This is a genomic window from Acidovorax sp. SRB_24 (genome assembly GCF_012931925.1).
Genome location: NZ_MWOM01000029.1, coordinates 18,719 through 41,672, shown reverse-complemented (window position 1 = coordinate 41,672; position 22,954 = coordinate 18,719). Strand labels below are relative to the sequence as shown.

General features: G+C 65.7%; 22 protein-coding genes. 9 read left to right on the top strand and 13 right to left on the bottom strand.

Annotated features, from left to right (window positions below):
- Window positions 1–3: 3 nt before the first annotated feature.
- Genes pilQ through B2J89_RS11860 form a run of 5 tightly spaced genes read right to left on the bottom strand, consistent with a single transcriptional unit; the run spans window position 4 to window position 5,058 of the window.
- Window positions 4–2,142 carry a type IV pilus secretin PilQ gene (gene pilQ / locus B2J89_RS11880; RefSeq protein WP_169169296.1) on the bottom strand — a complete coding sequence of 713 codons (2,139 nt, stop codon included), beginning with the start codon at window positions 2,140–2,142 and terminating at the stop codon, window positions 4–6.
- Entirely contained in the window at window positions 2,139–2,684 is a 546-nt protein-coding gene (locus B2J89_RS11875) for a pilus assembly protein PilP (RefSeq protein WP_169169295.1), read from the bottom strand. The genes pilQ and B2J89_RS11875 overlap by 4 nt, the downstream gene beginning before the upstream one ends.
- Complete coding sequence (locus B2J89_RS11870; protein WP_169169294.1) at window positions 2,681–3,352, bottom strand: type 4a pilus biogenesis protein PilO; 672 nt, start codon at window positions 3,350–3,352, stop codon at window positions 2,681–2,683. Before B2J89_RS11870 ends, B2J89_RS11875 begins: the two co-directional genes overlap by 4 nt.
- Before the next feature lie 3 nt (window positions 3,353–3,355).
- Complete coding sequence (locus B2J89_RS11865; protein ID WP_169169293.1) at window positions 3,356–3,982, bottom strand: PilN domain-containing protein; 627 nt, start codon at window positions 3,980–3,982, stop codon at window positions 3,356–3,358.
- Window positions 3,979–5,058 (bottom strand): pilus assembly protein PilM, encoded by a 1,080-nt coding sequence (locus B2J89_RS11860; RefSeq protein WP_169169292.1) that lies wholly within the window; start codon window positions 5,056–5,058, stop codon window positions 3,979–3,981. The genes B2J89_RS11865 and B2J89_RS11860 overlap by 4 nt, the downstream gene beginning before the upstream one ends.
- A 268-nt stretch (window positions 5,059–5,326) precedes the next feature.
- Between B2J89_RS11860 and B2J89_RS11855 the strand changes: the two genes are divergently transcribed.
- Complete coding sequence (locus tag B2J89_RS11855; RefSeq protein ID WP_169169291.1) at window positions 5,327–7,732, top strand: penicillin-binding protein 1A; 2,406 nt, start codon at window positions 5,327–5,329, stop codon at window positions 7,730–7,732.
- Window positions 7,733–7,744: 12 nt separating this feature from the next.
- Here B2J89_RS11855 and cyaY read toward each other — a convergent pair whose 3' ends face one another.
- Window positions 7,745–8,074, bottom strand: coding sequence for an iron donor protein CyaY (cyaY, locus tag B2J89_RS11850; RefSeq protein WP_169169290.1), 330 nt, complete (start codon window positions 8,072–8,074; stop codon window positions 7,745–7,747).
- A gap of 12 nt (window positions 8,075–8,086) precedes the next feature.
- On the opposite strand from cyaY, the gene B2J89_RS11845 reads away from it, so the two are divergent.
- The 3 genes from B2J89_RS11845 (at window position 8,087) to B2J89_RS11835 (ending at window position 10,508) form a co-directional block, all read left to right on the top strand.
- Window positions 8,087–8,302, top strand: coding sequence for a lipoprotein (locus B2J89_RS11845; RefSeq protein ID WP_169169289.1), 216 nt, complete (start codon window positions 8,087–8,089; stop codon window positions 8,300–8,302).
- Entirely contained in the window at window positions 8,299–9,576 is a 1,278-nt protein-coding gene (lysA, locus tag B2J89_RS11840; RefSeq protein ID WP_169169288.1) for a diaminopimelate decarboxylase, read from the top strand. The genes B2J89_RS11845 and lysA overlap by 4 nt, the downstream gene beginning before the upstream one ends.
- 104 nt (window positions 9,577–9,680) lie before the next feature.
- A complete protein-coding gene (locus tag B2J89_RS11835; RefSeq protein WP_169169287.1) occupies window positions 9,681–10,508 on the top strand; it encodes an MBL fold metallo-hydrolase in 828 nt (275 codons plus the stop codon).
- 82 nt (window positions 10,509–10,590) lie between these two features.
- Here B2J89_RS11835 and B2J89_RS11830 read toward each other — a convergent pair whose 3' ends face one another.
- The 5 genes from B2J89_RS11830 to B2J89_RS11810 all read right to left on the bottom strand — a co-directional run bounded on the left by B2J89_RS11830 (window position 10,591) and on the right by B2J89_RS11810 (window position 16,714).
- Window positions 10,591–11,241: a protein-methionine-sulfoxide reductase heme-binding subunit MsrQ gene (locus tag B2J89_RS11830; RefSeq protein ID WP_169169302.1), complete on the bottom strand. Its 651-nt coding sequence runs from the start codon at window positions 11,239–11,241 to the stop codon at window positions 10,591–10,593.
- A 97-nt stretch (window positions 11,242–11,338) separates the two neighbouring features.
- Window positions 11,339–12,334: a protein-methionine-sulfoxide reductase catalytic subunit MsrP gene (msrP, locus tag B2J89_RS11825; RefSeq protein WP_169169286.1), complete on the bottom strand. Its 996-nt coding sequence runs from the start codon at window positions 12,332–12,334 to the stop codon at window positions 11,339–11,341.
- Between the two features lie 131 nt (window positions 12,335–12,465).
- On the bottom strand, window positions 12,466–13,815 hold the full coding sequence (gene ccsB, locus B2J89_RS11820; protein WP_169169285.1) for a c-type cytochrome biogenesis protein CcsB: 1,350 nt from the start codon (window positions 13,813–13,815) through the stop codon (window positions 12,466–12,468).
- Window positions 13,812–15,956, bottom strand: a complete 2,145-nt coding sequence (locus tag B2J89_RS11815; protein WP_169169284.1) for a cytochrome c biogenesis protein ResB — start codon at window positions 15,954–15,956, stop codon at window positions 13,812–13,814. Before B2J89_RS11815 ends, ccsB begins: the two co-directional genes overlap by 4 nt.
- Window positions 15,957–16,090: 134 nt before the next feature.
- Window positions 16,091–16,714 (bottom strand): cytochrome c, encoded by a 624-nt coding sequence (locus tag B2J89_RS11810; protein WP_169169283.1) that lies wholly within the window; start codon window positions 16,712–16,714, stop codon window positions 16,091–16,093.
- A gap of 72 nt (window positions 16,715–16,786) precedes the next feature.
- On the opposite strand from B2J89_RS11810, the gene yihA reads away from it, so the two are divergent.
- Together yihA and B2J89_RS11800 are read left to right on the top strand one after the other, a co-directional pair.
- Window positions 16,787–17,530 (top strand): ribosome biogenesis GTP-binding protein YihA/YsxC, encoded by a 744-nt coding sequence (gene yihA, locus B2J89_RS11805; protein WP_169169282.1) that lies wholly within the window; start codon window positions 16,787–16,789, stop codon window positions 17,528–17,530.
- A 96-nt stretch (window positions 17,531–17,626) separates the two neighbouring features.
- Entirely contained in the window at window positions 17,627–18,535 is a 909-nt protein-coding gene (locus tag B2J89_RS11800; RefSeq protein ID WP_169169281.1) for an alpha/beta fold hydrolase, read from the top strand.
- A gap of 55 nt (window positions 18,536–18,590) precedes the next feature.
- On the opposite strand, the gene B2J89_RS11795 is transcribed toward B2J89_RS11800, so the two are convergent.
- Both B2J89_RS11795 and B2J89_RS11790 read right to left on the bottom strand, forming a co-directional pair.
- A complete protein-coding gene (locus B2J89_RS11795) occupies window positions 18,591–19,460 on the bottom strand; it encodes a lysophospholipid acyltransferase family protein (RefSeq protein ID WP_169169280.1) in 870 nt (289 codons plus the stop codon).
- Window positions 19,457–20,329: a lysophospholipid acyltransferase family protein gene (locus B2J89_RS11790; RefSeq protein WP_169169279.1), complete on the bottom strand. Its 873-nt coding sequence runs from the start codon at window positions 20,327–20,329 to the stop codon at window positions 19,457–19,459. Before B2J89_RS11790 ends, B2J89_RS11795 begins: the two co-directional genes overlap by 4 nt.
- Window positions 20,330–20,461: 132 nt before the next feature.
- Between B2J89_RS11790 and metK the strand changes: the two genes are divergently transcribed.
- The 3 genes from metK (at window position 20,462) to B2J89_RS11775 (ending at window position 22,948) form a co-directional block, all read left to right on the top strand.
- Complete coding sequence (metK, locus tag B2J89_RS11785) at window positions 20,462–21,649, top strand: methionine adenosyltransferase (protein WP_169169278.1); 1,188 nt, start codon at window positions 20,462–20,464, stop codon at window positions 21,647–21,649.
- 163 nt (window positions 21,650–21,812) lie between these two features.
- Window positions 21,813–21,998, top strand: a complete 186-nt coding sequence (locus tag B2J89_RS11780; RefSeq protein WP_169169277.1) for a DUF1328 domain-containing protein — start codon at window positions 21,813–21,815, stop codon at window positions 21,996–21,998.
- Window positions 21,999–22,105: 107 nt separating this feature from the next.
- Entirely contained in the window at window positions 22,106–22,948 is an 843-nt protein-coding gene (locus tag B2J89_RS11775; protein WP_169169276.1) for a cysteine hydrolase, read from the top strand.
- Window positions 22,949–22,954 lie beyond the last annotated feature (6 nt).

Below are 22,954 nucleotides of genomic sequence, written 5' to 3'. Positions count from 1 at the left end.
TAATTAACGGACGGGTCCACGATCGGTAATCACTTTTGGCGTTATGAACACCAGCATCTCTCTTTTAGAAGATTCCTTCGTATTGTTCTTAAAGAGATGCCCCAGCACAGGCACATCCCCCAACAGCGGAATCTTGTTTTCCTGATTCGTTTCTTCCATTTCGAAAATTCCACCGATCACCACCGTACCGCCGTTTTCAATCAGGATTTGCGTCTTGATGTGCTTTGTATCGATCGCGACACCTTGCGTCGTGGTTTCGCCTCGGCTGTCCTTGTTGATGTCCAGGTCGAGAATGATGCTGCCTTCCGGCGTGATCTGTGGCGTCACCTCGAGCTTGAGAACGGCTTTTTTAAACGCAATGGTCGTAGCCCCGTTGGGGGCGGTGACCGAATAGGGATACTCCGTTCCCTGCTCGATCAAGGCCTTGGTCTGGTCGGCAGTGATAACCCGTGGGCTCGATACGATCTTGCCCTTGCCGTCGGCTTCCATAGCCGACAGTTCCAGCGTTAGGAACCGGTTGGCTGCCGAGTTGAAGATGGACAGCGCAAAACTGCCCACCCCCTGCACCCCGGACAGCCGCGCAGGCAGGTTCACGAAACTGCCCAAGGTGTCCACCTGCCCGCCCGCTCCACTGGTGGCCACGGCGTTGCTATAACTGGTGCCAAAACCAATGCGGTTGCCACCCCCGATGCCGTAGCCGCCATCGCCACCGCGGTTGGCACGCAAATCGGTTCCGCCCAGGCGCACGCCCAGCGACCGCCCGAAGGTGTCGCGCGCTTCCACGATGCGGGCTTCGATCAGCACCTGGCGCACCGCCACGTCCAGCGAGGCCAGCAGCTTGCGCACCTCTTCGAGCTTGGCTGGCGTGTCCGTCACGAACAGCTGGTTGGTGCGCGGCTCGGCAATGGCGCTGCCTCTTTCTGACAGGAAGCGCGTGGTGGCGCCACCGGTGCTTCCCTGGCTGGAGTTGGTGAGTTGGGCCACCATGTCGACGGCCTTGGCGTAGTTCATCTGGTAGGCCTGCGTGCGCAGCGGCTCCAGTTTCTCGATTGCCTGCGCGGCTTCAAAATCCTTGCGCGTGCGTGCGTCGATTTCGTCCTTGGGCGCAATCCAGAGCACGGTGCCCGCCTTGCGCATCCCCAGGCCCTTGGCATCCATGATGATCTGCAGTGCCTGGTCCCAGGGAACGTCCTTCAAGCGCAGGGTCAGCGATCCGGTCACCGTGTCCGACGTGACGATGTTGAAGTTGGTGAAGTCGGCGATCACCTGCAGCAAGGACCGCACCTCGATGTTCTGGAAGTTCAGCGAGAGCTTCTCACCGCTGTAGCCCGGGCCCTGCGTGAGCTTGGTCAGGTCCACCTTTTTCTGGCGCACTTCCACGACAAACTGGTTGTCGCTTTGGTAGGCGCTGTGCTCCCACTCACCCACGGGCTCGATCAGCATGCGCACCCGGTCGCCCTGCTGGCTGGTGGTGATGAGCTGGATGGGCGTGCCAAAGTCGGTGACATCGAGGCGCCGGCGCAGCCCTTCGGACAGGGAGGAGCGCAGAAAATCCACGGTAATGCCCTTGCCCTGCTGGCGCAGGTCCACGCCGACCTGGTTGCTGGCCAGGCCAACCACTACACGCCCCGACCCGTCAGGCCCGCGCCGGAAATCCACGTCCTTGATGGGCAGGATATCGCTGCTGCCGGGTTCGGCGAACACGGTGTTCTGGGCCGGCTGTCCGGACGCTGCGGCGGCGACAGGCTCCAGGGAGATGAGCAGCACCTTGCCCTGGATTTCTGCCCGGTAGGCCGTGGCTTGCTTCAGGTTGAGCACCACCCGCGAGCGGTCACCCGCCTGCACCACGTTGACAGACCTCAGGTTCCCCTGGTTCACCTCCACCAGCGAGCGCCCCATGGCATTCGACGTGCCCGGGAAGTCCAGGGCGATGCGGGCCGGCGACTGCGTGGCAAAGCCCGATGGAACCACCGACAGGGGGGTGCTCAACTCAATGCGCACGACTTCCGCACCGCCTTGCAGGGCGCCCGTCACAGCCTCGATGGCACTCTGTGCCAAAACCATGCCCGAGCCCAAAGCAGCAAGGGCCACCACAGCGGCCCGCCCCAGCGCCTTCATGATTGCGACGTTGTTTGGTTTCATTTTTTCGCCCCCTCTTGCAGCTCTAGCGATGCCGTGCGCTCAATCCAGTCGCCAGTGGCGTCCTGGACGATTTCGCGCATTTGAATGGCGGTTTCGGTAATTTTTGTGATGCGCCCATAGTTCTGCCCGAGGTAAGACCCCGCCTGAACCTGGTACAGCAGGTTGTCCACCTTCAACAGCGCGGTGGGCTTGCCAGACTTCTCCAGACTGCCCACCATGGACATGGTGTCGAGCGGAAACGCCTCCAGTGGCTCTTTGCGCCGTGCCATTTCAGGTGCGATCAGGGCGGCGTTGGACGCGACCTGTGCCGAGTCGCGTCGCAGCGCCTGGGTCAGCTTGAGCGGATTGAACGGCTCCATGCTGCCTTCGGCCGTGTATGCCTGGGGTTGGAACTGTTTGGGTTCGGTGATCGGCGTGACGCGGGGCTTTGTCTGCGCACGCTCGTCGGCCATCCACTGGCGCAACTCGTCTTCTCCCGAGGGCCCGCAGCCGGCGAGCGGCAAAAAACTCAGCGCGATCAGCACTGCTGTGGTGCGGTTCATTTTTTGCCCTCCGTCGCCTTGCGCTGCGCCTGCACCTCTTCAGGGTCCAGGTAGCGGAATGTGCGCGCCGTGGCATCCAGGGTCAGATTGCTGCTGTCCTTGGTCGCGGGAGCGATGGACAGGTTGTTCAAGGTGACGATGCGGGAAAGGTGGGCGATATCAGACGCAAATGCGCCCATATCGTGGTACTTGCCCGTGACCCGCACCGCGATGGGCAGCTCGGCATAGTAGTCGCGCACCACGATCTGTCCCGGACGGAACAGGTCGAACTGCAGGCTGCGGCCCAGGCCGGCCTGGTTGATGTCGGACAACAGGGCGGCCATTTCGGCCTTGCTCGGCAGTTGTTTCTCTAGCTGAATGACGTATTGCTGGATCTGCTCACGCTGCTTCTTGAGGGCATCCAGACTCACGGCTTTCACCAGCTTCTTTTGGTAGTCCTGCCGGAGCGTGACCTCTCGGGAGCGTTCGGCTTGCAGTTCTTCTTCGTAGTCGGTCAGCTTTGCAAACCACAAAACCACCGCAACGCCGATGGCGATGCCCGCGCACAGCAAATAACGCGGCAATGCAGGCCAGAGTGACGGGTCTTTGGGATCCAGATGGCTGAATTGGCGTTGCAAGTTGCGCTGCAGCTCGGCCAAATCGACGTTGGGGCTTTTTTTCTTCGCCATAGGTCACTTCCCCCCCGCAGGGGTGCCTGCCTTCGTGCCGCTCGCGGCATCCATGGCTTTTTGCACCTCGCTGGAACGCATCAGCTGGAATCGCAGATTGAACGTGGAAACGCGGCGCTGATCGCGCGCGGAAAGCGCCAGATTGCTCGCCACAATTTCGACGAGTTCGGGCTTGGACAGCCACGGGGTGTTGCTGGAGAGGTTGCGCAGCATTTCCGACACACGCTCATTGGACTGCGCCACGCCTTGCATCGTCACCGACTGGTCCGTCTGTTTGAGGCTGGTGACGTACACGCCGTCGGGCAACTGCTGGACCAGTTCGTTGAGCAGGTGCACGGGAAGATTCCGGTCCGACTGCAGGTCCTCCACCGCCTTTTGCCGCGCGCGCAACGATGCGATTTCTTCTTCGATCGTTGCGATTTCCTTGATTTGGTTTTCCAGCACCTTGATTTCGGTCTGCAAGAAATTATTTTTGTCTTGCTGGTCGGCAATCATGGTCTGAAACCACCAGTAGATGGCCGCAGCCAGGGCCAGCCCCAGCAGAAACGACAGGAACATGGTGACCTGAAACGCCTCGCGCCGGCGCTTGCGGGCCGCCTCCCGGTGGGGAAGCAGGTTGATCAAAATCACTGCAGGAACCTCCGCATCGCCAGGCCGCAGGAGGTCAGGTAAGAAGGGGCCTCGCGCACCATTTTTTTCATGCGCACGGAGCTTCCGACCTCCATGCCCTCGAAAGGATTGACCACATTGCAGGCAAAGCCGGTGTGCTGCACCACGGCCTCATTCAAGCCCGACAGCGGTGCCGAGCCGCCCGCGAGCAGAATGTGGTCGACCCGGTTATAGGGCGTGCTGGTGAAGAAAAATTGCAATGCCCGCCCCACCTCCTGGGCCATGCTGTCCACGAAGGGACTCAACACGGCCGAGGCATAGTCTTCCGGAAGATCGCCGCTGCGCTTCTTGCTTTCTGCCTCTTCGACCGAGAACCCATACTGCCGAACGATGAGTTGCGTGAGCTGTGCGCCGCCAAAGGCCTGGTCCCTGTCGTACAGCACCTCGTCGTTGCGGATGATCTGCATGCTGGTTGTCAATGCCCCCACTTCGAAAAGCGCCACCATGGCATCCACGCCCGCATTGGGAAGCGCCTCGATCAAGCGGCTGGCTGCCAGGCGCGAAGCGTGGGACTCGATGTCCACGATCGCGGCCTTGAGGCCGGCGGCCTCAGCCAACCCCTGGCGGTCCTGCACCTTCTCGCGGCGCGAGGCGGCGATCAGCACGTCGATATCCCCAGGCGCGTTCTTGCTGGGCCCGATGACGCAAAAATCCAGGCTCACCTCGTCGAGGGAAAAGGGAATGTATTGGTTGGCCTCGGACTCCACCTGGACTTCAAGCTCTTGGTCCGTCATGCCGGCAGGCAGGGTGATCTTTTTGGTAATGACCGCAGACGGAGGCAACGCCAATGCCACATTTCGGGTGCGGGTGCCACTTTTTTTGACGACGCGGCGCAGGGCTTCAGCAACTTCATCGAACTTTTCGATGTTACCGTCTGTAATCCATCCTCGTTCCAACGGCTCGATGGCACAGCGCTCCAAGACCAGGCCTCCTGCCTTGTCTTGGCCTAGCTCCACCAGCTTGACGCTGGAGGAACTGATGTCGATACCCAGCAACGGCGCGGATTGGCGACTGAACAGAGATCCTGCAGAGATCAAGATAGCCCCCTCTTATTGTCACAACGACACAACAAAACTTAACATTTCTCATGAATGCTATCAGTAAGCTTGGCCTGCGACCAAGACTTTCGCCGGCCCTGCAACGGCTGACCGTTGTCAAAAGCAGACGTTCCAGAGCCCTTCGTTGAAAGCCTGATTTCCCTCCTGCCCGCTTCGTACTCTGGAGCGCTGCAGCACGATCCCTTTTCCCATCCAGAAAATGCAGTGGCGATTTTTATAATGGCCACTTATTTCAATTCGGAGCGATATGCCGCCCCCAGCCCCGTCCAAACCGTCCAGCCCGGGTTCTTCCCGTGCCGCCTCTCCCCGCCCTGCTTGGTTGCGGTGGCTCCTGCGCCTTCTGCTGTGGGGCATAGGTCTTGCTGTTGCAGGGGCTGTCGCCGTGGTGTTGGTGATCGCTGTGGCCCTGTCCATGGCCTACCCGAACCTGCCCGATGTCTCGGAATTGGCAGACTACCGGCCCAAGCTGCCGATGCGTGTGTATTCGGCAGAAGGGGCTTTGCTGGGCGAGTTTGGAGAGGAGCGGCGCACCCTCACCCCCATCCAGGAGATCCCCCAAGTGATGAAGGATGCGGTTTTGGCGATCGAGGACACGCGCTTCTTCCAGCACGGCGGAGTGGATTACAAGGGCATGGTGCGCGCCGTGTTGGCCAATCTGGGGCGCGTGAAAAGCCAGGGGGCATCCACCATCACCATGCAGGTCGCGCGCAATGTTTACCTTTCGTCAGAAAAAACATTTACGCGAAAAATTTACGAAATATTACTCACATTCAAGCTGGAGCACCTGCTGTCCAAAAATCAGATTCTGGAAATTTATATGAATCAGATTTACCTGGGCAACCGTGCCTACGGCTTTGCCGCGGCTTCCGAAGCCTACTTTGGCAAGCCCCTGAAGGCCGTCTCGGTGGCGGAAGCGGCCATGTTGGCGGGATTGCCCAAAGCGCCTTCGGCCTACAACCCGATCAGCAACCCCAAGCGCGCCCGCATCCGCCAGCTCTACATCATCGACCGCATGGAGGAAAACCACTTCATCACACCCCAGCAGGCGCAAGAGGCGCGCAAAGAGGAGCTCACGGTTCGCAATGGAAGCAACAACACGCGCGTGCATGCCGAATACGTGGCGGAAATGGCGCGCCAGCTGATCTTTGCGCAGTACGGAAGCGAGGCCTACACCCGTGGCCTCAATGTGTACACCACCCTGAACGCTGCCGATCAGGACGCGGCCTACCAGTCACTGCGGCGCGGCATCATGGATTACGAGCGCCGCCAGCACTACCGCGGACCGGAAAAATTCGTCAGCCTGCCCACCGCTGCGCAGGAACTGGAAGAAGCCATCGACGACGCGCTGGCCGACCACCCCGACAACGGCGACCTCATGTCTGCCATGGTGCTGGAGGCCAGCCCCCGCAAGATCATCGCCGTGCGCCAGAACGGCGACAGCGTGGAGATCACCGGCGAAGGACTCAAGCCCGCCCAGTCGGGGCTCAGCGACAAGGCACCGCCCAACATCAAGCTGCGCCGCGGCGCCATCATCCGCGTCGCCAAAACAGCAAAGAACACGTGGGAAATCACGCAACTGCCCGAAGTCGAAGGCGCCCTGGTGGCCATCGACCCACGCAGCGGCGCGATCAAGGCTTTGGTGGGCGGTTTCGACTTTGACAAGAACAAGTTCAACCATGCCACCCAGGCGTGGCGCCAGCCAGGCTCAAGCTTCAAGCCCTTCATTTACTCCGCAGCCCTGGAAAAAGGCTTCACGCCCGCCACCGTGGTCAACGACGCACCGCTGTTCTTTGGCGCTGGCGTGACCGGCGGACAACCCTGGGAGCCCAAGAACTACGACGGCAGGTACGACGGCCCCATGACCATGCGCACGGGTCTGGCCAAATCCAAGAACATGGTTTCCATCCGCATCCTGCAGGCCGTCGGGCCCAAGAATGCGCAGGAATGGGTATCGCGCTTCGGCTTCGATGCCGACAAGCACCCGCCTTATCTGACCATGGCGTTGGGTGCGGGTTCGGTCACCCCGATGCAGATGGCGGTGGGCTTCTCGGTATTCGCCAACGGCGGCTACCGTGTGAACCCCTGGCTGATCGCACGCGTCACGGACCACAAGGGCCGCGTGCTTTCTGAAACCCAGCCTCCGGCCTTGGCCCAAAGCCAGCGCGCCATCGAGCCACGCAATGCATTCATCATGGACAGCCTGCTGCAGGAAGTCACACGCTCGGGCACTGCGGCGCGGGCCCAGGCCACGCTCAAACGCCCCGACCTGTACGGCAAGACGGGCACCACCAACGACTCGGTGGACGCCTGGTTTGCCGGCTTCCAGCCCACCATCGCGGCCGTGACCTGGATTGGCTACGACACGCCGCGCAACCTGGGCAGCCGGGAAACCGGCGGTGGCCTGAGCCTGCCAGTGTGGATCAGCTTCATGGACCGCGCGCTCAAGGGCGTGCCGGTGATGGAGTCCACGGTTCCGCCCGGTGTGGTCAATGTGGGCGGGGAATGGTTCTATGAGGAATTCAGCCGCAACGCCGGAGTTCCCAGCCTGGGGCTTGAAGACCATAGCGCGTCTGCGGGAACCGGAAGCCTTCCCTCGCAGGAAGCGCCTGCGCCCGAGGAGCGCAAGCGCATCCTCGACCTGTTCCGCAACTGACTGGCCGCGGGCTCAGGCGCAGAAGCGCAGCGCCAGCCCCGACTGTTCTGACGCATCGCGGCTCAGGCTGTTGAAAAACTCGCCCGCCCCCTTGGTGTCCTGCCACCGCTGGCCGTCGAAGCGATAGTGGTAGCCCCCGGACTTGGCCGCCATCCAGATTTCATGCAAGGGCTTCTGCTGGTTGATGATGATCTGGGTGCGGTTGGGGAAGGTGAGCGTGATCATGCCGCCCATGCGCTGGCTGTCCACGTCGGCGTCTGTCTCGTCGTTGATGCGGTCGCAGCATTGCTCAACGGCCAGCAGAAGCTGCTCGGCGCGGTCCAGGAATTCAAGGTCGGTCATTACAATTTAGGCATGTTGAAAGCGTTCCAAATTCTAGCGAGGAGCTTTGCCCTTGCCTCCAGCGTGGCACTCCTGGGCGCCTGCGGACAGCGGGGCCCGCTGTTTCTGCCGACCGAGCCCGCGGCCAGCCAGCGCGCAACGCTGCCCGAAACCCTGAAGCCCAACTCCTTGCGCACGCCCGCCCTCGCCGTCCCTCTTCCTTCCGCTCCCGCTCCTGCCACTCCATGACCCACCCTGCACTGCCCGGCCACCCCCACATCGCCTACCGGGGCGACGCCCTGTTCATTGAAGACGTTCGCGTCGACGACCTGGCCCAGGCCCACGGCACGCCCCTGTTTGTCTATTCCCAAGCCTCCATGCAGGCCGCGCTGGCGGCCTACCAGCGCGGCTTTGCCGGGCGCAAGCTGCAGGTCTGCTACGCTATGAAGGCCAATTCGTCGCTGGCGGTCCTGCAGTTCTTCGCGCGGCAGGGCTGCGGCTTTGACATCGTCTCGGGCGGCGAGCTCGAGCGTGTGGTCGCTGCCGGCGGCGACGTGCGCAAGGTGATCTTTTCCGGCGTGGGCAAGACGCGCGCCGAAATGCTGCAGGCGCTGCAGGCCGGCATCCTGTGCTTCAATGTCGAGAGCGAGGCCGAGCTCGAAGTGCTCAGCGAGGTGGCCACCGCATCGGGCCACACAGCGCCCGTCAGCATCCGCGTCAACCCCAACGTCGATCCCAAGACCCACCCCTACATCTCGACGGGCCTGAAAGGCAACAAGTTCGGCGTCGCGCACGAGCGCACGCTGGCGGTCTACCAAAGGGCGGCGGCCCTGCCCGGCCTCCACGTGGCGGGCATCGACTTCCATATCGGCTCGCAGATCACCGAGGCCACGCCCTACCTCGATGCAACCGACCGCCTGCTCGACCTGGTGCAGGAGATCGAGGCCGCTGGCATTCCCATCCACCACATCGATTTTGGCGGGGGCCTGGGCATCAACTACAACGGCGACACCCCGCCCGCCGCCGACGCGCTGTGGATGCAGCTGCTGGCCAAGATCGATGCGCGCGGCTATGGCGACCGCCAGTTCATGATCGAGCCCGGGCGCTCGCTGGTCGGCAACGCCGGCCTGTGCGTGGCCGAAGTGCTCTACCTCAAGCCCGGCGAGGAAAAGAATTTCTGCATCATCGACGCGGCCATGAACGACCTGCCGCGGCCCGCCATGTACCAGGCCTTCCACGGCATTGTCCCGCTGCAGCAAACCGGGGACGCCGCGGCGCCGGTCTACGACGTGGTCGGCCCGGTGTGCGAGAGCGGCGACTGGATCGGACGCGACCGTGCGCTGGCCGTGCAGCCCGGCGACCGCCTGGCGGTGCTGTCCGCGGGCGCCTACTGCATGTCCATGTCGAGCAACTACAACACCCGCGGCCGCGCCGCCGAGGTGCTGGTGGACGGGCCGCGCGCCCACCTGATCCGCGAGCGCGAGACGGCCCAGGACACCTTCCGGGGCGAGCGGCTGCTGTAAGCGCTTGGGCGCTTTGGGCTTGACCTGCGTCATCTTGATGTGAGTCAAGCCCGACACCACCGGGGCCGGTAGAGTCGCGGGCTTTATTGCACCGCAGCATCGCCATGCCCACCGAACTCTACCGCGACAGGAACCATGCCTGCTACATGTTCACGGACCTCATCGAGGAGGACGGGCAGGCGGTGCAGGCCAACCAGTTTCTGATCGTGGACGACGGCACGGGCGCCATCATCGACCCCGGCGGCAACCTGGCCTACAACGAGTTGTACATGGGCATGTCCAAGCACTTCTCGCCCCAGAAACTGTCGTACCTGATCGCCTCGCACGCCGACCCGGACATCATTGCCTCGCTGGACCGCTGGATGTCGAGCACCCAGGCCATGCTGGTCATTTCGCGCGTCTGGGAGCGCTTTGTCCCGCATTTCACCAAAGTCGGCAAGACCGAGAACCGCGTGATCGGCGTGCCCGACGCCGGCGGGAGACTGCCGCTGGGGCGCCGCGAGCTGTGGCTGCTGCCGGCGCACTTCCTGCATTCGGAAGGCAACTTCCATTTCTACGATCCCGTGAGCCGCATCCTCTTCACGGGCGACCTCGGCGTGTCCATGGTGTCGGGCGCCAAGGCCGCCCGCCCGGTCACCGACCTGCAGGCGCACATCCCGCTGATGGAGGGCTTCCACCGGCGCTACATGGTGTCCAACAAGATCCTGCGCCTGTGGGTGCGGATGGCGCGCCAGCTCGATATTTCCATGCTCGTGCCCCAGCATGGCGCGCCCATCGTGGGCCCCCAGGCCATCGCCGATTTCTTCGAGTGGATCGACCACCTGATGTGCGGCATCGACCTGTTGGACGACCGCGCCTACCAGCTGCCCACCGCGGCCATCGAGCCCGTCGCGCACACGCTGTGCCCCGCGCTGCGTGCCGCCACGGGTTGAAGGCCGGTCGCAACGATTTTTTGCATCAAACAGGGCTCTAGCCCTTGTCCAGCAAGCGTTGTAAGCTGCATTTTCAATAGCATCAAGCCTGGCGGGCGCCTGCCGCTGGCCCGGCCGCAGCGCGGCCGGCGCGCCGCTTCTGGCGCCAGTGGTGCGCCACCCGCCAGCCCAGCAGCAACGCCAGCACGCCGCCGTACACCGCCACTTCGCTGAAATCGTTCTTGCCCGCACGCATCCAGAAGAAATGCAGGATCGCCAGGCCCGCCACGGCGTACACCAGGCGGTGCAGCGCGCGCCAGCGTGGTGCACCGAGCCAGCGGATCGCGCGGTTGAACGAGGTGGCCGCCAGCAGCGACAGCAGCAGCAGCGCCGTCGAGCCCACAAGGATGAATGGGCGCTTGGCGATGTCGCGCGCGATGTCGCCCCAGTCCAGCCCCATGTCGAACCAGGCATAGCTGAGCAGGTGCAGCGTGGCGTAGAAAAACACGAACAGGCCGAGCATGCGGCGAAAACGCGCCAGCGACGGGGTTGCGGTGAGCACCCGCAGCGGCGTCACGGCCAGCACGATGCACAAGAAGCGCAGCGTCCAGTCGCCCAGCGAACGGATCAACGCCTCGGCCGGATTCACGCCCAGCTGGTCGCTGGCGGCCGCATAGAACAGCCACGCAAAAGGCAGCAGCGATGCCGCAAACACCAGGGGCTTGGCGGCGGGGCGCAGCAGCAGTTTTTTGATGTCCATCGATCGTCACCCGGCAAAAAACGGGGCAGAGAACGCGCGTGCCCCAAAGGCAGAGTGCGCAGCGCCTGCGGCGCTGTGCCGCGCCAAGGCTTCAGTAGAACTTCTTGAGGTCCATGCCCGCGTACAGCTGGCCGACCTGCGCTTCGTAGCCGTTGAACAGCAGCGTCTTGCGCCGCTTGGCGAACAGGCCGTCCTCGCCGATGCGGCGCTCGGTGGCCTGGCTCCAGCGCGGGTGGTCCACGTTCGGGTTCACGTTCGAATAAAAGCCGTATTCGTTGCGCGCGGCCTTGTTCCAGGCGGTGCCGGGCTCTTGGTCGGTGAAGCGGATCTTGACGATGCTCTTGGCGCTCTTGAAGCCGTACTTCCAGGGCACGACGATGCGCACCGGCGCGCCGTTCTGGTTGGGCAAGACCTCGCCGTACATGCCGAAGGCCAGCAGGGTGAGCGGGTGCAGGGCCTCGTCCATGCGCAGGCCCTCGGTGTAGGGCCAGTCGAGCACGCGCGAGCCGATGAACGGCATGGTCGCCTTGTCGGCCAGGGTGACGAATTCGACGTACTTCGCGCTGCCCAGCGGCTCCACCCGCTTGATGAGCTCGGACAGCGAATAGCCCACCCACGGGATCACCATCGACCAGCCCTCGACACAGCGCAGGCGGTAGATGCGCTCTTCCTGGGCGCTGAGCTTGAGCAGGTCTTCGATGCCGTACTTGCCCGGCTTCTTGACGAGGCCCTCGATTTCGACCGTCCAGGGCGCGGTCTTGAGCGTGTGGGCATGGCGCGCGGGATCGGCCTTGTCGGTGCCGAATTCGTAGAAATTGTTGTAGCTGGTGACGTCCTGGTAGCTCGTCAGCTTTTCCATGGTGACGGCGCCTGCCACGGCGGACTTGCCGCTGGCCAGTGCCGCCAGCTTGCCCGGGCGCGCTACCTGGGCCAGCGCCTCGCGCCCGGCCCAGCCCGCCAGCGCCGCGCCCGCAACGCCACCCGCGAGCAGGCGCAGCATGTTGCGCCGGTCTTCGTACACCGCGCGCGGGGTGATCTCGGAAGCCAGGGGGTGGATGAAACCCGCACGACGGGAAATTGGGGACATGGAAGGCTCCGGTGATTTGGTGAGGCTGTGGCAGGTAGAGGCGAGAAATCTGAATTCGTTTCCCGATACCGAACAGTCTTTGTGCAGACGAAGCCTTTCCTGTCGTCTTTAATCCCCTGTGCGTGCCGCCCTCACAGGGTGCCGTAGCTGTGCAAACCGCTAAGGAACATGTTCACGCCCAGGAAGGCAAAGGTAGTGACCACCAGCCCCACCAGCGCCCACCAGGCCGACACCGCGCCGCGCAGGCCCTTCATGAGCCGCATGTGCAGCCAGGCCGCGTAGTTGAGCCAGACGATCAGCGCCCAAGTCTCCTTCGGGTCCCAGCTCCAATAGCCGCCCCAGGCCTCGGCCGCCCACAACGCACCCAGCACGGTGGCGATGGTGAAGAAGGCAAAGCCGACGGCGATGGCCTTGTACATGACGTCGTCGAGCAGCGCCAGCGGGGGCAGCTTGCTGGCGATGCGCTGGCGCCCAAACAGGATGCCGCCCACGATCAGGGCCGACACGCCGAAATACACCATCCAGTAGCTGCCGCCCGCGCCTTCGCCGGCCGTGGGCCGGAACACCACGGGCTCGAAGCACAGCACCACGCCGAGCACCCACAGCGGCGCCAGCTTGTACCAGCGCGTCTCGCCGGCCGACTGCTTGATCAGGTAGGCAAAGGCCACCATGGCCGAGAGCGCAAAGGTGCCATAGCCGATGAAGTTGGCCGGCACATGCAGCTTCATCCACCAGCTCTTGAGGGCCGGCACCAGCGGCTGGATTTCGTGCGCCTCGCGCACCACGGTGTACCAGAGCAGGAAGCCCACGGCGGCGCTGACCACCAGCATGACGAAGGCGCCCAGTGCGCGCGTGCGGTACTGCTCTTCGTAGTAGAGGTAGAACGTGGCCGTCATCCAGCAGAACATGACGAACACTTCATAAAGGTTGCTGACCGGGATGTGGCCCACGTCGGCGCCCACCAGGTAGCTTTCGTACCAGCGCACCAGCGTGCCGATCAGCGCCATGCCCACGGCCACCCAGGCCAGGCGCGAACCGATCAGCGACAGGGTGGCGCCCTCGCCGCGCGCGACCATGCTGATCCAGTAGAAGGCCGTGCTCATGAAGAACAGCATGCTCATCCACAGGATGGCCGACTGGCTCGACAGGAAGTACTTGAGCCCGAACACCGTGTCGGCACGCGCCAGACTGCCCGCGCCATCGACCTGGTACAGGGCTATGGCCAGCAGCGCACAGCCGGCGGCCGCCAGCATCAGGGTGCGCAGCGGGCGCCAGAACCACCCCAGCCAGATGGTGGAAGGTATGGCCCCCAGCAAGATGCCTTTTTCGTACACGTCCATGTAGGCCGCATAGCGCTGCAGCGCAAACAGCCCGCCGCCGATCACCAGCGCGGCAAACAGCCAGTCCAGCCAGTTGCGCTGCGAGAAATAGCCCTCGTTCAGTTTGAGCGTGGTCGTGGTGGTGCTAGCGGCCGTGTTCATGCATGGTCTCCTGCGGGGCGCACCCCGATGAGTTTCTCGGTGATCTGGGCGAATTCTTGGTCGCCGTCCATGGTCTTGCGGTTGGTCGACAGCGCCATGGTGGCATGGGTGTGGTCGCCCTGCGGCACCAGCCAGACCCAGATGCGCCGCTCGCGGATGTACAGCATGGCAAAAACGCCCAGGATCAGCAACGCGCAGCCCAGATAGACAATGTTCTTGCCAGGGGCACGCGCCACCTGGAAGACGCTGGCCTGGACCTGCTTGAAGTCGGTGAGTGCGAACACCAGCGGTGCCGGGTAGATCTGCGCGTCGCTGAGCGCCAGCACGGACTGCGTCATGAAAGACTGGGTCTCGGTGCTCGACTCCAGCGGCGGCAAGCCGGCGCGCTCGCGCGTGAGCTGCGCCAGCTCGAACAGCGTGCCGTTGAGGATGCGCACCAGAACCTCGCCGGCACGGCTGCGCTCGGCTTCGGGCACGTTGGCTTCCATGAAGTCGGAGAGGGCCGGCAGCCCGCCATGGGGCTTGCCGTCGGCACCGACCGTGCCGGCAAACAGCGTCAGCGCGCGCGCGGCCGACTCGGTCAGCTGCTCGGTCAGCTCGCGGCGCGAAGGATCGACCGCCTGCGCCACATAGCGACGCACGGCCATCTGGCGCGCCGCCGGATCGGCCAGCGCGGCGCGCAGCTGCATGAAGCCGTCGATGCGTCCCTGGTCATCGGCCGGCACGCGCAGGTAGCGGAAGGGGTCGGCCGGGTTCTCGCGCACACCCAGCAGGAACACCTGCGGCCCGCCGTCGCCCAGGGACACGGGCAGCATGTAGTTGTGGAATTCGCGCGCCTGGCCCGCCGCATCGCGCAGCTTGTAGCCGATGCTCGGGCCCACGTTGCGCAGTTCCTTGGTGGTCACGGTCTTGTTGGCCGCGCCCAGGCGCGCGTCGATGGACTGGCGCAAATCGACCTTGCGCACATCGGTGCCCGAGCCCGCGCCTTCGCCGGCAAAGTTTTCGACGTTGATGGTGCGCAGCGAGGTGAACTCGAGCGTCAGCGCCTCGCCCCCCGCGCCCTTGACCGGTTGCGCGTTGCCGCCGATGACGCCCTGCACGTCAAACGGCTGCATCCCGGCTGCCATGGGCAGAGCGCGCAAGGAAACGGACGAGCCGCCGTCGTCGAAGCTCGACTGGTAGATTTCAACGCCCTTGTAGCTGGCCGGGTGGTTGACCTCGATGCGCGCCGGCGTGGCCTCGCCCGTGGCCTTGTCGTGGATCACGACCTCGCTGGCGAACAGCTTGGGCATGCCGGTGGAGTAGTGCTCGACGATGAACTTCTTGAGCTCGACGGTGAACGGCAGGTCCTGCAGCAAGATGCCGTCGGACTGGCTCAAGATGGCGGTGCCCGCCTGCGTGCCCTCGGACACCAGCAGGTTGCCGCGGAAGGTCGGGTTGCGCGGGCTCAGGCGGTGCTGCGGCGCCACCTCGGAAATCAGCCCGCCGCCGGTATAGGGCACCTTGCCGTTGAACCACATCTGTGCGCGCACGACCAGGTCGCCATCGAGCAGCCCGCCCACGCACACCAGCACGATGGCGCTGTGCGCGGCGATGTAGCCGATCTTGTTGGCCGCCCCCGCCTTGGCCGCTACCATCCAGCCCGAGCCGGGACCGGCGGGCGTGTCGCGCTGCTGCAGCTTGATCTTCCAGCCGCCGCCCACCAGCATCTCGCCGATGCGCCGCGCCTCGCTGGCGCTGTCGCCGCCCAGGTCGGCCTGGGCCTTGTGGTGGAACGCGCCCAGGCTCTTTTCGCGGATGTTTTCCTTGTAGGTGCCCAGGTCGGCCAGGATCTTGGGCGTGTTGCGTGCAATGCACAGCGAGGTGCTGGTGACCAGGAAGGCCAGGATCAGCAGGAACCACCAGGCGCTGTAGACCGCATTGAGCTTGAGCGCGGCGAACACGTCGGCCCAGAACGGACCGAACTGGTTGACGTAGTTGACGGCCGGCTCGTGCTGCTTGAGCACCGTGCCGATCACCGAGGCGATGCAGATCACCGTGAGCAGCGCAATGGCAAAGCGCATGGACGACAGCAGCTCGACGCTGGCGCGCAGCGCCTGCGAACCCGCTGAGGGGCGAACGCCTAGGGTGTTGTCAGACATGGAAGAAAGGTGGTCCGAGGCCGAAATAAAAAAGGCGGGCCATCTGGAGGATGGGCCCGCCCTTCTTGGGGTTTGTTATTGGCGGTTGGTTCCGTGCCTGAACCCGAGGGCTGGTCAGGCGCGGTGCAGGGTTCTCAACGCAGGCCGGCGATGTAGTCCGACACGGCCTTGATTTCGCGGTCGTTGAGCTTGGCGGCCACGTCCGTCATCTGCGCGCTGTTCTTGCGCACGCCGTCGCGGAACTGCACCAGCTGGGCCGCCGTGTAGTCGGCGTGCTGGCCGCTCAGGCGCGGGTATTGGGCGGGAATGCCGGCGCCGTTGGGGCTGTGGCAGCTGGCGCAGGCGGCAATGTTGCGGTCGGCAATGCCGCCGCGGTAGATGCGCTCGCCCAGGGCGACCAGTTCCTTGTCCTTGGCGAAGCCGGGCTTGCCGGGCTTGGAGGCCACCCACCAAGCGATGTTCTTCATGTCGTCGTCGGTCAGCATGGAGGCGAAGCCCTGCATCACGGGGTTGGCGCGCTTGCCGGACTTGAACTCCTGCAGTTGCTTGACGAGGTACTCGGGGTGCTGCTGGGCCAGCTTGGGGTTGGCGGCAATGGACGAGTTGCCATCGGCCGCATGGCAGGCGACGCACACGGCGGTGTAACTGGCCTCCCCCTTGGCAAGGTCGGGCTTGGCCGCAGCGGCGCCCGCAGAGAATGCCGGGAAAGCGGGAGCCGCCAGCGCGGCAGCCATGAGCAAGGAGGCGAGCAACTTCATATCGGGGACTTCTTAGGTAGGGCGCAAAACCCCGCGATTCTACAATGAGGCTCCATAGCCTCCCTCCAGCCCATGACTGCCCCTTCTTCCGCGCCCTCCCCCACCGGCGCCGCCGCCGCCCCCGACGCCCGCTCCGCCATGGGCTGGATGCACACCGCGCGCTTTCTGACCACGGCCGCCCAACTGCACCAGCTGCCCGAGGTCGACGTGCCCGAGATCGCCTTCGTCGGCCGCTCCAACGCGGGCAAGTCCTCGTGCATCAACACGCTCACGCAGCAAAAGCAGCTGGCCTTCGCCTCGAAGAAGCCCGGCCGCACGCAGCACATCAACCTGTTTTCCCTGGGCCGCCAGGGCATCACCGACGCCGTGCTGGCCGACCTGCCCGGCTATGGCTACGCGGCCGTCTCGCGCTCGGACAAGCTGCGCTGGCAGCAGGTGATGGTGAACTACCTGGTCAGCCGCGAAAGCCTCACCGGCATCGTGCTGCTGTGCGACCCGCGCCTGGGCCTGACCGGGCTGGACGAGGCGCTGCTCGAAGTGATCCGCCCGCGCGTCGAGGACGGCCTGAAGTTCCTCGTGCTGCTGACCAAGGCCGACAAGCTCACGCGCGCCGAGCAGACCAAGGCCCTGTCGATTGCGCGACTGCAGACCGGCGGCGGCGAGGTGAGGATGTTCTCTGCGCTCAAGAAACAGGGCGTGGACGACGCCGCGCTGCTGCTGTGGCACTGGGCGCACCCGGGCGCCGACGGCGCCGCGGCGCCGGCCGCGGGCACTGCTGCGGATGCCGCCGACGGCGAGCCGCCCGCGCTCGACTGAGTGCGCCGGCCGGACATGGGCGCGTCTATTTTTGGATAAAAATCGGCTCTAACGCATGCCTGTCATGCGCTAACAGATCGCTTTTCAGGAGCAAACATGCCGCACACCGCCGACATCGCCCTGCCGCACGGCACGCACCTGCACTGCCACGTCGCAGGCGAGCGCGGCCGCCCGGTGCTCATGTTCCTGCACGGCTTTCCCGAAGGCGCCTTCATCTGGGACGCGCTGCTGGCGCATTTCGCGCAGCCCGCGCACGGCGGCTACCGCTGCGTGGCGCCGAACCTGCGCGGCTTTGGCGCGTCGAGCTGCCCGGCCGAACCCGAAGCCTACCGCGCCAAGCACCTGGTGCAGGACATCACGGCGCTGATCGCCACCGAGTGCGCGGACGGCGCGCCGCTGGCCTGCCTGGTGGCGCACGATTGGGGCGGCGCCGTGGCCTGGAACCTGGCCAACCAGCGCCCCGAGCTGCTGCACCGCCTGGCGATCGTCAATGCGCCCCACCCCGGCGCCTTTCTGCGCGAACTGGAGCACAACCCGGCGCAGCAGGCCGCCAGCCAGTACATGCACTTCCTGTGCCGCCCCGATGCCGAGGCGCTGCTCGCGGAAGACGATTTCCGCCGCCTGTTCGCCTTCTTCCACGCCCCCGATGTCCCAGCGCCCGCCTGGCTGACGGACAGCGTGCGCGCCCAGTACCGCGCGCTATGGCAGCAGGGATTGACCGGCGCCTGCAACTACTACCGCGCCAGCCCGCTGCGCCCGCCGCGCGCGGCCGACCCAGCCGCGCAGGCCCTGGCGCTGCCCGAATCCATGCTGACCGTGCAGGTGCCCACGCTAGTGCTCTGGGGCATGGAGGACCCGGCCCTGCTGCCCGGCCTGCTCAATGGCCTCGACGCGTGGGTGCCGCAGCTGCAGTTGCAGCGCGTGCCGGGCGCCTCGCACTGGCTGCTGCACGAGCAGCCCGCGCGCGCCACGGCCGAGCTGGAGCGCTTTCTGCAATCGAATTGATAGCTGCCGGCGATTTCTGGACAATCGCTGGAGCCGTTTTTGACCGAAATTCCTGTCAGGAATACAGCGACGGCTCGCCCTCGGGCCGCGTCTTGAAGCGCTTGTGCACCCAGTAGTACTGGCCCGGCATCGTGTCGATCCAGCCCTGCAGGCGCTGGTTCATGAGCGCCGCGTCGGCCTCGGCGTCGCCGCTCGGGTAGTCCTGCCAGGCCGGCAGCAGCTCGGCGCTGTAGCCCGTGGGCGTGAGGCGGCCGATCAGCGGCACGACCTTGGCGCGCCCCAGCCGCGCAAAGCGCGACATCGAGGTGATGGTGGCCGCCGGCACGCCATAGAACGGCACGAACACCGAGTCGTTGCGGCCGAAGTCCATGTCAGGCAGCAGGTACAGCACGCCGCCCTGGCGCAGGCCGCTCACGATGGGCTTGACGCCGTCGCTGCGGTTGAGCATGCGGCCGTTGCCAAAGCGCTGGCGCCCGGCGCGCACCACGGCGTCGACCACCGGGTTGGGCAGCGGCGTGAAGATCGAGGTGAACGGCCGGTCCGAGGCCAGCGCCACGGCCACGCCGGCCGCATCGAGGCCATAGAAATGGGGCGCGAAGATGATGGTGGGCGCGTCGCCCTCGATCTCGTGCAACGCGCCATGCAGGTGCAGGCGCTGCTCGACCACGCGGCGCGGCGCAAACCACAGCCAGCTGCGGTCCAGCCAGGTCTGGCAGTAGGCGACGAAGGACTCGCGCGCCCAGGCGCGGCGCTGGGCCGGCGAGGCGCCCGGAAAGCACAGCGCCAGATTGCGCAGCGCCACCTTGCGCCGCTGCGGCACCAGCACATAGAACAATTGCCCCAGCACCCAGCCCAGGCCGCGCAGCACCGGCAGCGGCAGGTGGGCGAGCACGCGCAGCGCCCACACGCCCAGGCGGCCCATCATGCGACGCCCTCGGCACCCGGGGCAGCGCCCTTGCCGGCCGGCGTGTCGGCACGCGGCTGCTTGTAGCGCGCATAGCCCCACAGGTACTGCTGGGGCGACTGCCGGATCAGGTGCTCCATGGCGCGGTTGATCTGCGCCACGGCCTCGTCGAGCGAGGCCGACAGGGGCTCGGGCAGGGCCTCCACGAACAGCGTGTAGCCCGCGCCGCGCGGCAGGCGCTCGCAGCGCACCAGCAGGACGGTGGCGCCGGTCTGCTGCGCCAGGCGCGCGGCCAGCGTCATGGTGTAGGCCGGGCGGCCAAACACCGGCGACCACAGGCCCAGGCCCTCGGGCGGCACTTGGTCGGGCAGCAGACCGACCGACTCGCCACGGCGCAGCGCCTTGATCATCTGGCGCACGCCCGACAGCGTCGTCGGCACCGAGTCCATGCCCGGGCGCGTGCGCGCCGTCTCCATCACCTTGGCCAGCCAGGGCTGGCGCGCCGGGCGGTACAGCACGGTGATCGGCCCGCGCTGCCGGCCCCAACGCTGCGCCACGGCCTGCGCCGACATCTCGAAGCACCCCAGGTGCGGCGTGAGAAACACAATGCCGCGCCCGCGCTCCCAGGCCTGCTCGACCACCTCGGCGCCCACGATGGCGCAGGGCATGGGCGCGCCCATCCACAGGCGCGGCAGCTCGGCCACCATGCGCCCGGCGTGGCCGACGGCGCCGCGCACCTGCGCAAAGCCGTAGCCCGCGACGGCGGCGTTGGCCACGAACCGGCGCCGGTACGTGGGCGAGAGCGCAAGCACCAGCCAGCCCAGGGCCGCGCCCACGGCGTGGAGCAGCCACAACGGCAATGCGGAAAAAAGGCGAAAAAGGAAAGGCATTAAAATAGGGGGGTCGCTGAGTTAAATGAGCAACTTGCAGGGCGACGTAAAACAAAGCTGCTAAAGCGTTCGCCGAAGGCTCCAGTGGCCGGGGGCAACGCCCCACATGCCAAGACACAGGAGTTTATTCAAATGGCGAACGACTTTCTTTTCACCTCTGAGTCCGTCTCCGAAGGCCACCCCGACAAGGTGTCTGACCAGATCTCGGACGCCATTCTCGACGCGATCCTGGCCCAGGACCCGCACGCCCGCGTGGCGGCCGAGACGCTGTGCAACACCGGCCTCGTGGTGCTCGCCGGCGAGATCACGGCCAAGCCCGGCGTCAACGTGGACTACATCCAGGTGGCGCGCGACACCATCAAGCGCATCGGCTACGACAACACCGAGTACGGCATCGACTACAAAGGCTGCGCCGTGCTCGTGGCCTACGACAAGCAAAGCAGCGACATCGCCCAGGGCGTGGACCACGCGTCGGACGACCACCTGAACACCGGCGCCGGCGACCAGGGCCTGATGTTCGGCTACGCCTGCGACGAGACGCCCGAGCTGCTGCCCGCGCCGATCTACTACGCGCACCGCCTGGTCGAGCGCCAGGCGCAGTTGCGCAAGGACGGGCGCCTGCCCTTCCTGCGCCCCGACGCCAAGAGCCAGGTCACCCTGCGCTATGTCGACGGCAGGCCGCACAGCATCGACACCGTGGTGCTCTCGACCCAGCACGCGCCCGAGATGAGCCTGGGCGACAAGATGACGCCCGCGTTCTACGAGGCCATCCGCGAAGAGATCATCCGCCCGGTGCTGCCGGCCGAGTGGCTGACGCCCGAGACCAAGTACCTGATCAACCCCACGGGACGCTTCGTCGTCGGCGGCCCGCAGGGCGACTGCGGCCTCACGGGCCGCAAGATCATCGTCGACACCTACGGCGGCGCCTGCCCGCACGGCGGCGGCGCCTTCAGCGGCAAGGACCCGACCAAGGTCGACCGCTCGGCCGCCTATGCCGCGCGCTACGTGGCCAAGAACATCGTCGCCGCAGGCCTGGCGCGCCAGTGCCAGATCCAGGTGGCCTACGCGATCGGCGTGGCGCGCCCGATGAACGTGACCGTCTACACCGAAGGCACGGGCGTCATCCCCGACGACCAGCTGGCCAAACTGGTGCAGGAGCATTTCGACCTGCGCCCCAAGGGCATCATCCAGATGCTCGACCTGTTGCGCCCGATCTACGAGAAAACCGCCGCCTACGGCCACTTTGGCCGCGACGAGCCCGAGTTCACCTGGGAGCGCACGGACAAAGCGGCAGCCCTGCGCGCGGCGGCGGGCCTGTAAGACTGGGACGCCGCATAGCTGCTTCGGCGGCCGTGCCGCGGCAGCATCAGCCCTCTCCTACAGCCAGCCGTCCGCCCTGCCGACGGCACGTTGCCGGCGGCACGGCTACCTTGGACACCCCAGCCACCGCAGGCCTCGCCTGCCTACGTCCAAGGAGCTCCCCATGCTGAAGTACGCCATTGTTTTTGCCGTGATCTCGCTGATTGCCGGCGCGCTCGGTTTCACCGGCGTGGCCGCCGGCTCGGCGGGCATTGCCAAGATCTTGTTCATTCTGTTCCTGGCGCTGGCGGTGCTGTTCGTGGTGCTGGCGGTGCTCGGCATTGGCGCGGCGCGCAAGACCTTGAAATAGGCGCCCGCTGCCCCAGTGCAGCGCCCGGGCAGCGCGCCCGGGTCTCCCCTCCTCGCGGGTTCAGGCAGGCCGCGCCTACACTGCCTGCCTGAACCCTGAGGAAGCCCATGACCCGCATCCAGCTCCTGGCCATCGATCCGCAGAACGATTTCTGCGATCTGCCCGCCGACTGGCCCCCCACCGACCCCGCCACCGGCACGCGCATGGCGCCCGCCCTGCCCGTGGCCGGCGCGCACGCCGACATGCTGCGCCTGGCCCGCTTCATCGCCGCACAGGGCGCAGCCATCGATGCCATCACCCTCACGCTGGACTCGCACCAGCGCCACGACATCGCCCACCCCGGCTTCTGGCAGGGAGAAGCCGGCGGCGCCGTGGCGCCGTTCACCCCGATCACCGCCGCCGAGGTGCGCGCCGGCGCCTATGCGCCGCGCGATGCGGCCGCGCTGCCGCGCACGCTGGACTACCTCGACGCGCTGGAGCGCCAGGGCCGCTACACGCTGATGGTCTGGCCCGTGCACTGCGAGATCGGCAGCTGGGGCCACGGCGTGCACGCCAGCGTGCTGGCCGCCTGCGGCGACTGGCAGCTGCAGCGCCAGCGCGCCGTCCACCACGTTTTCAAGGGCATGAACCCCTGGACCGAGCACTACAGCGCGCTGCAGGCCGAGGTGCCCGACCCGGCCGACCCGGGCACGCAGCTCAACACCCGCCTGCTCGCCGCGCTGGACACGGCCGAGCTGCTGCTGGTCGCCGGCGAGGCCAGCAGCCACTGCGTGCGTGCGACCACCGAGCACCTGGTGGCGCACCTGCCCGGCGGGCGGCCCGAACGCATCGTGCTGCTGACCGACTGCATGGGCCCGGTGGCGGGCTTCGAGGCGCAGCACGCCGCCTTCCTGGACGCCATGCGCGCCCAGGGCGTGCGCCTCGCACATTCGAACGAAATCACCCTATAACGCTGA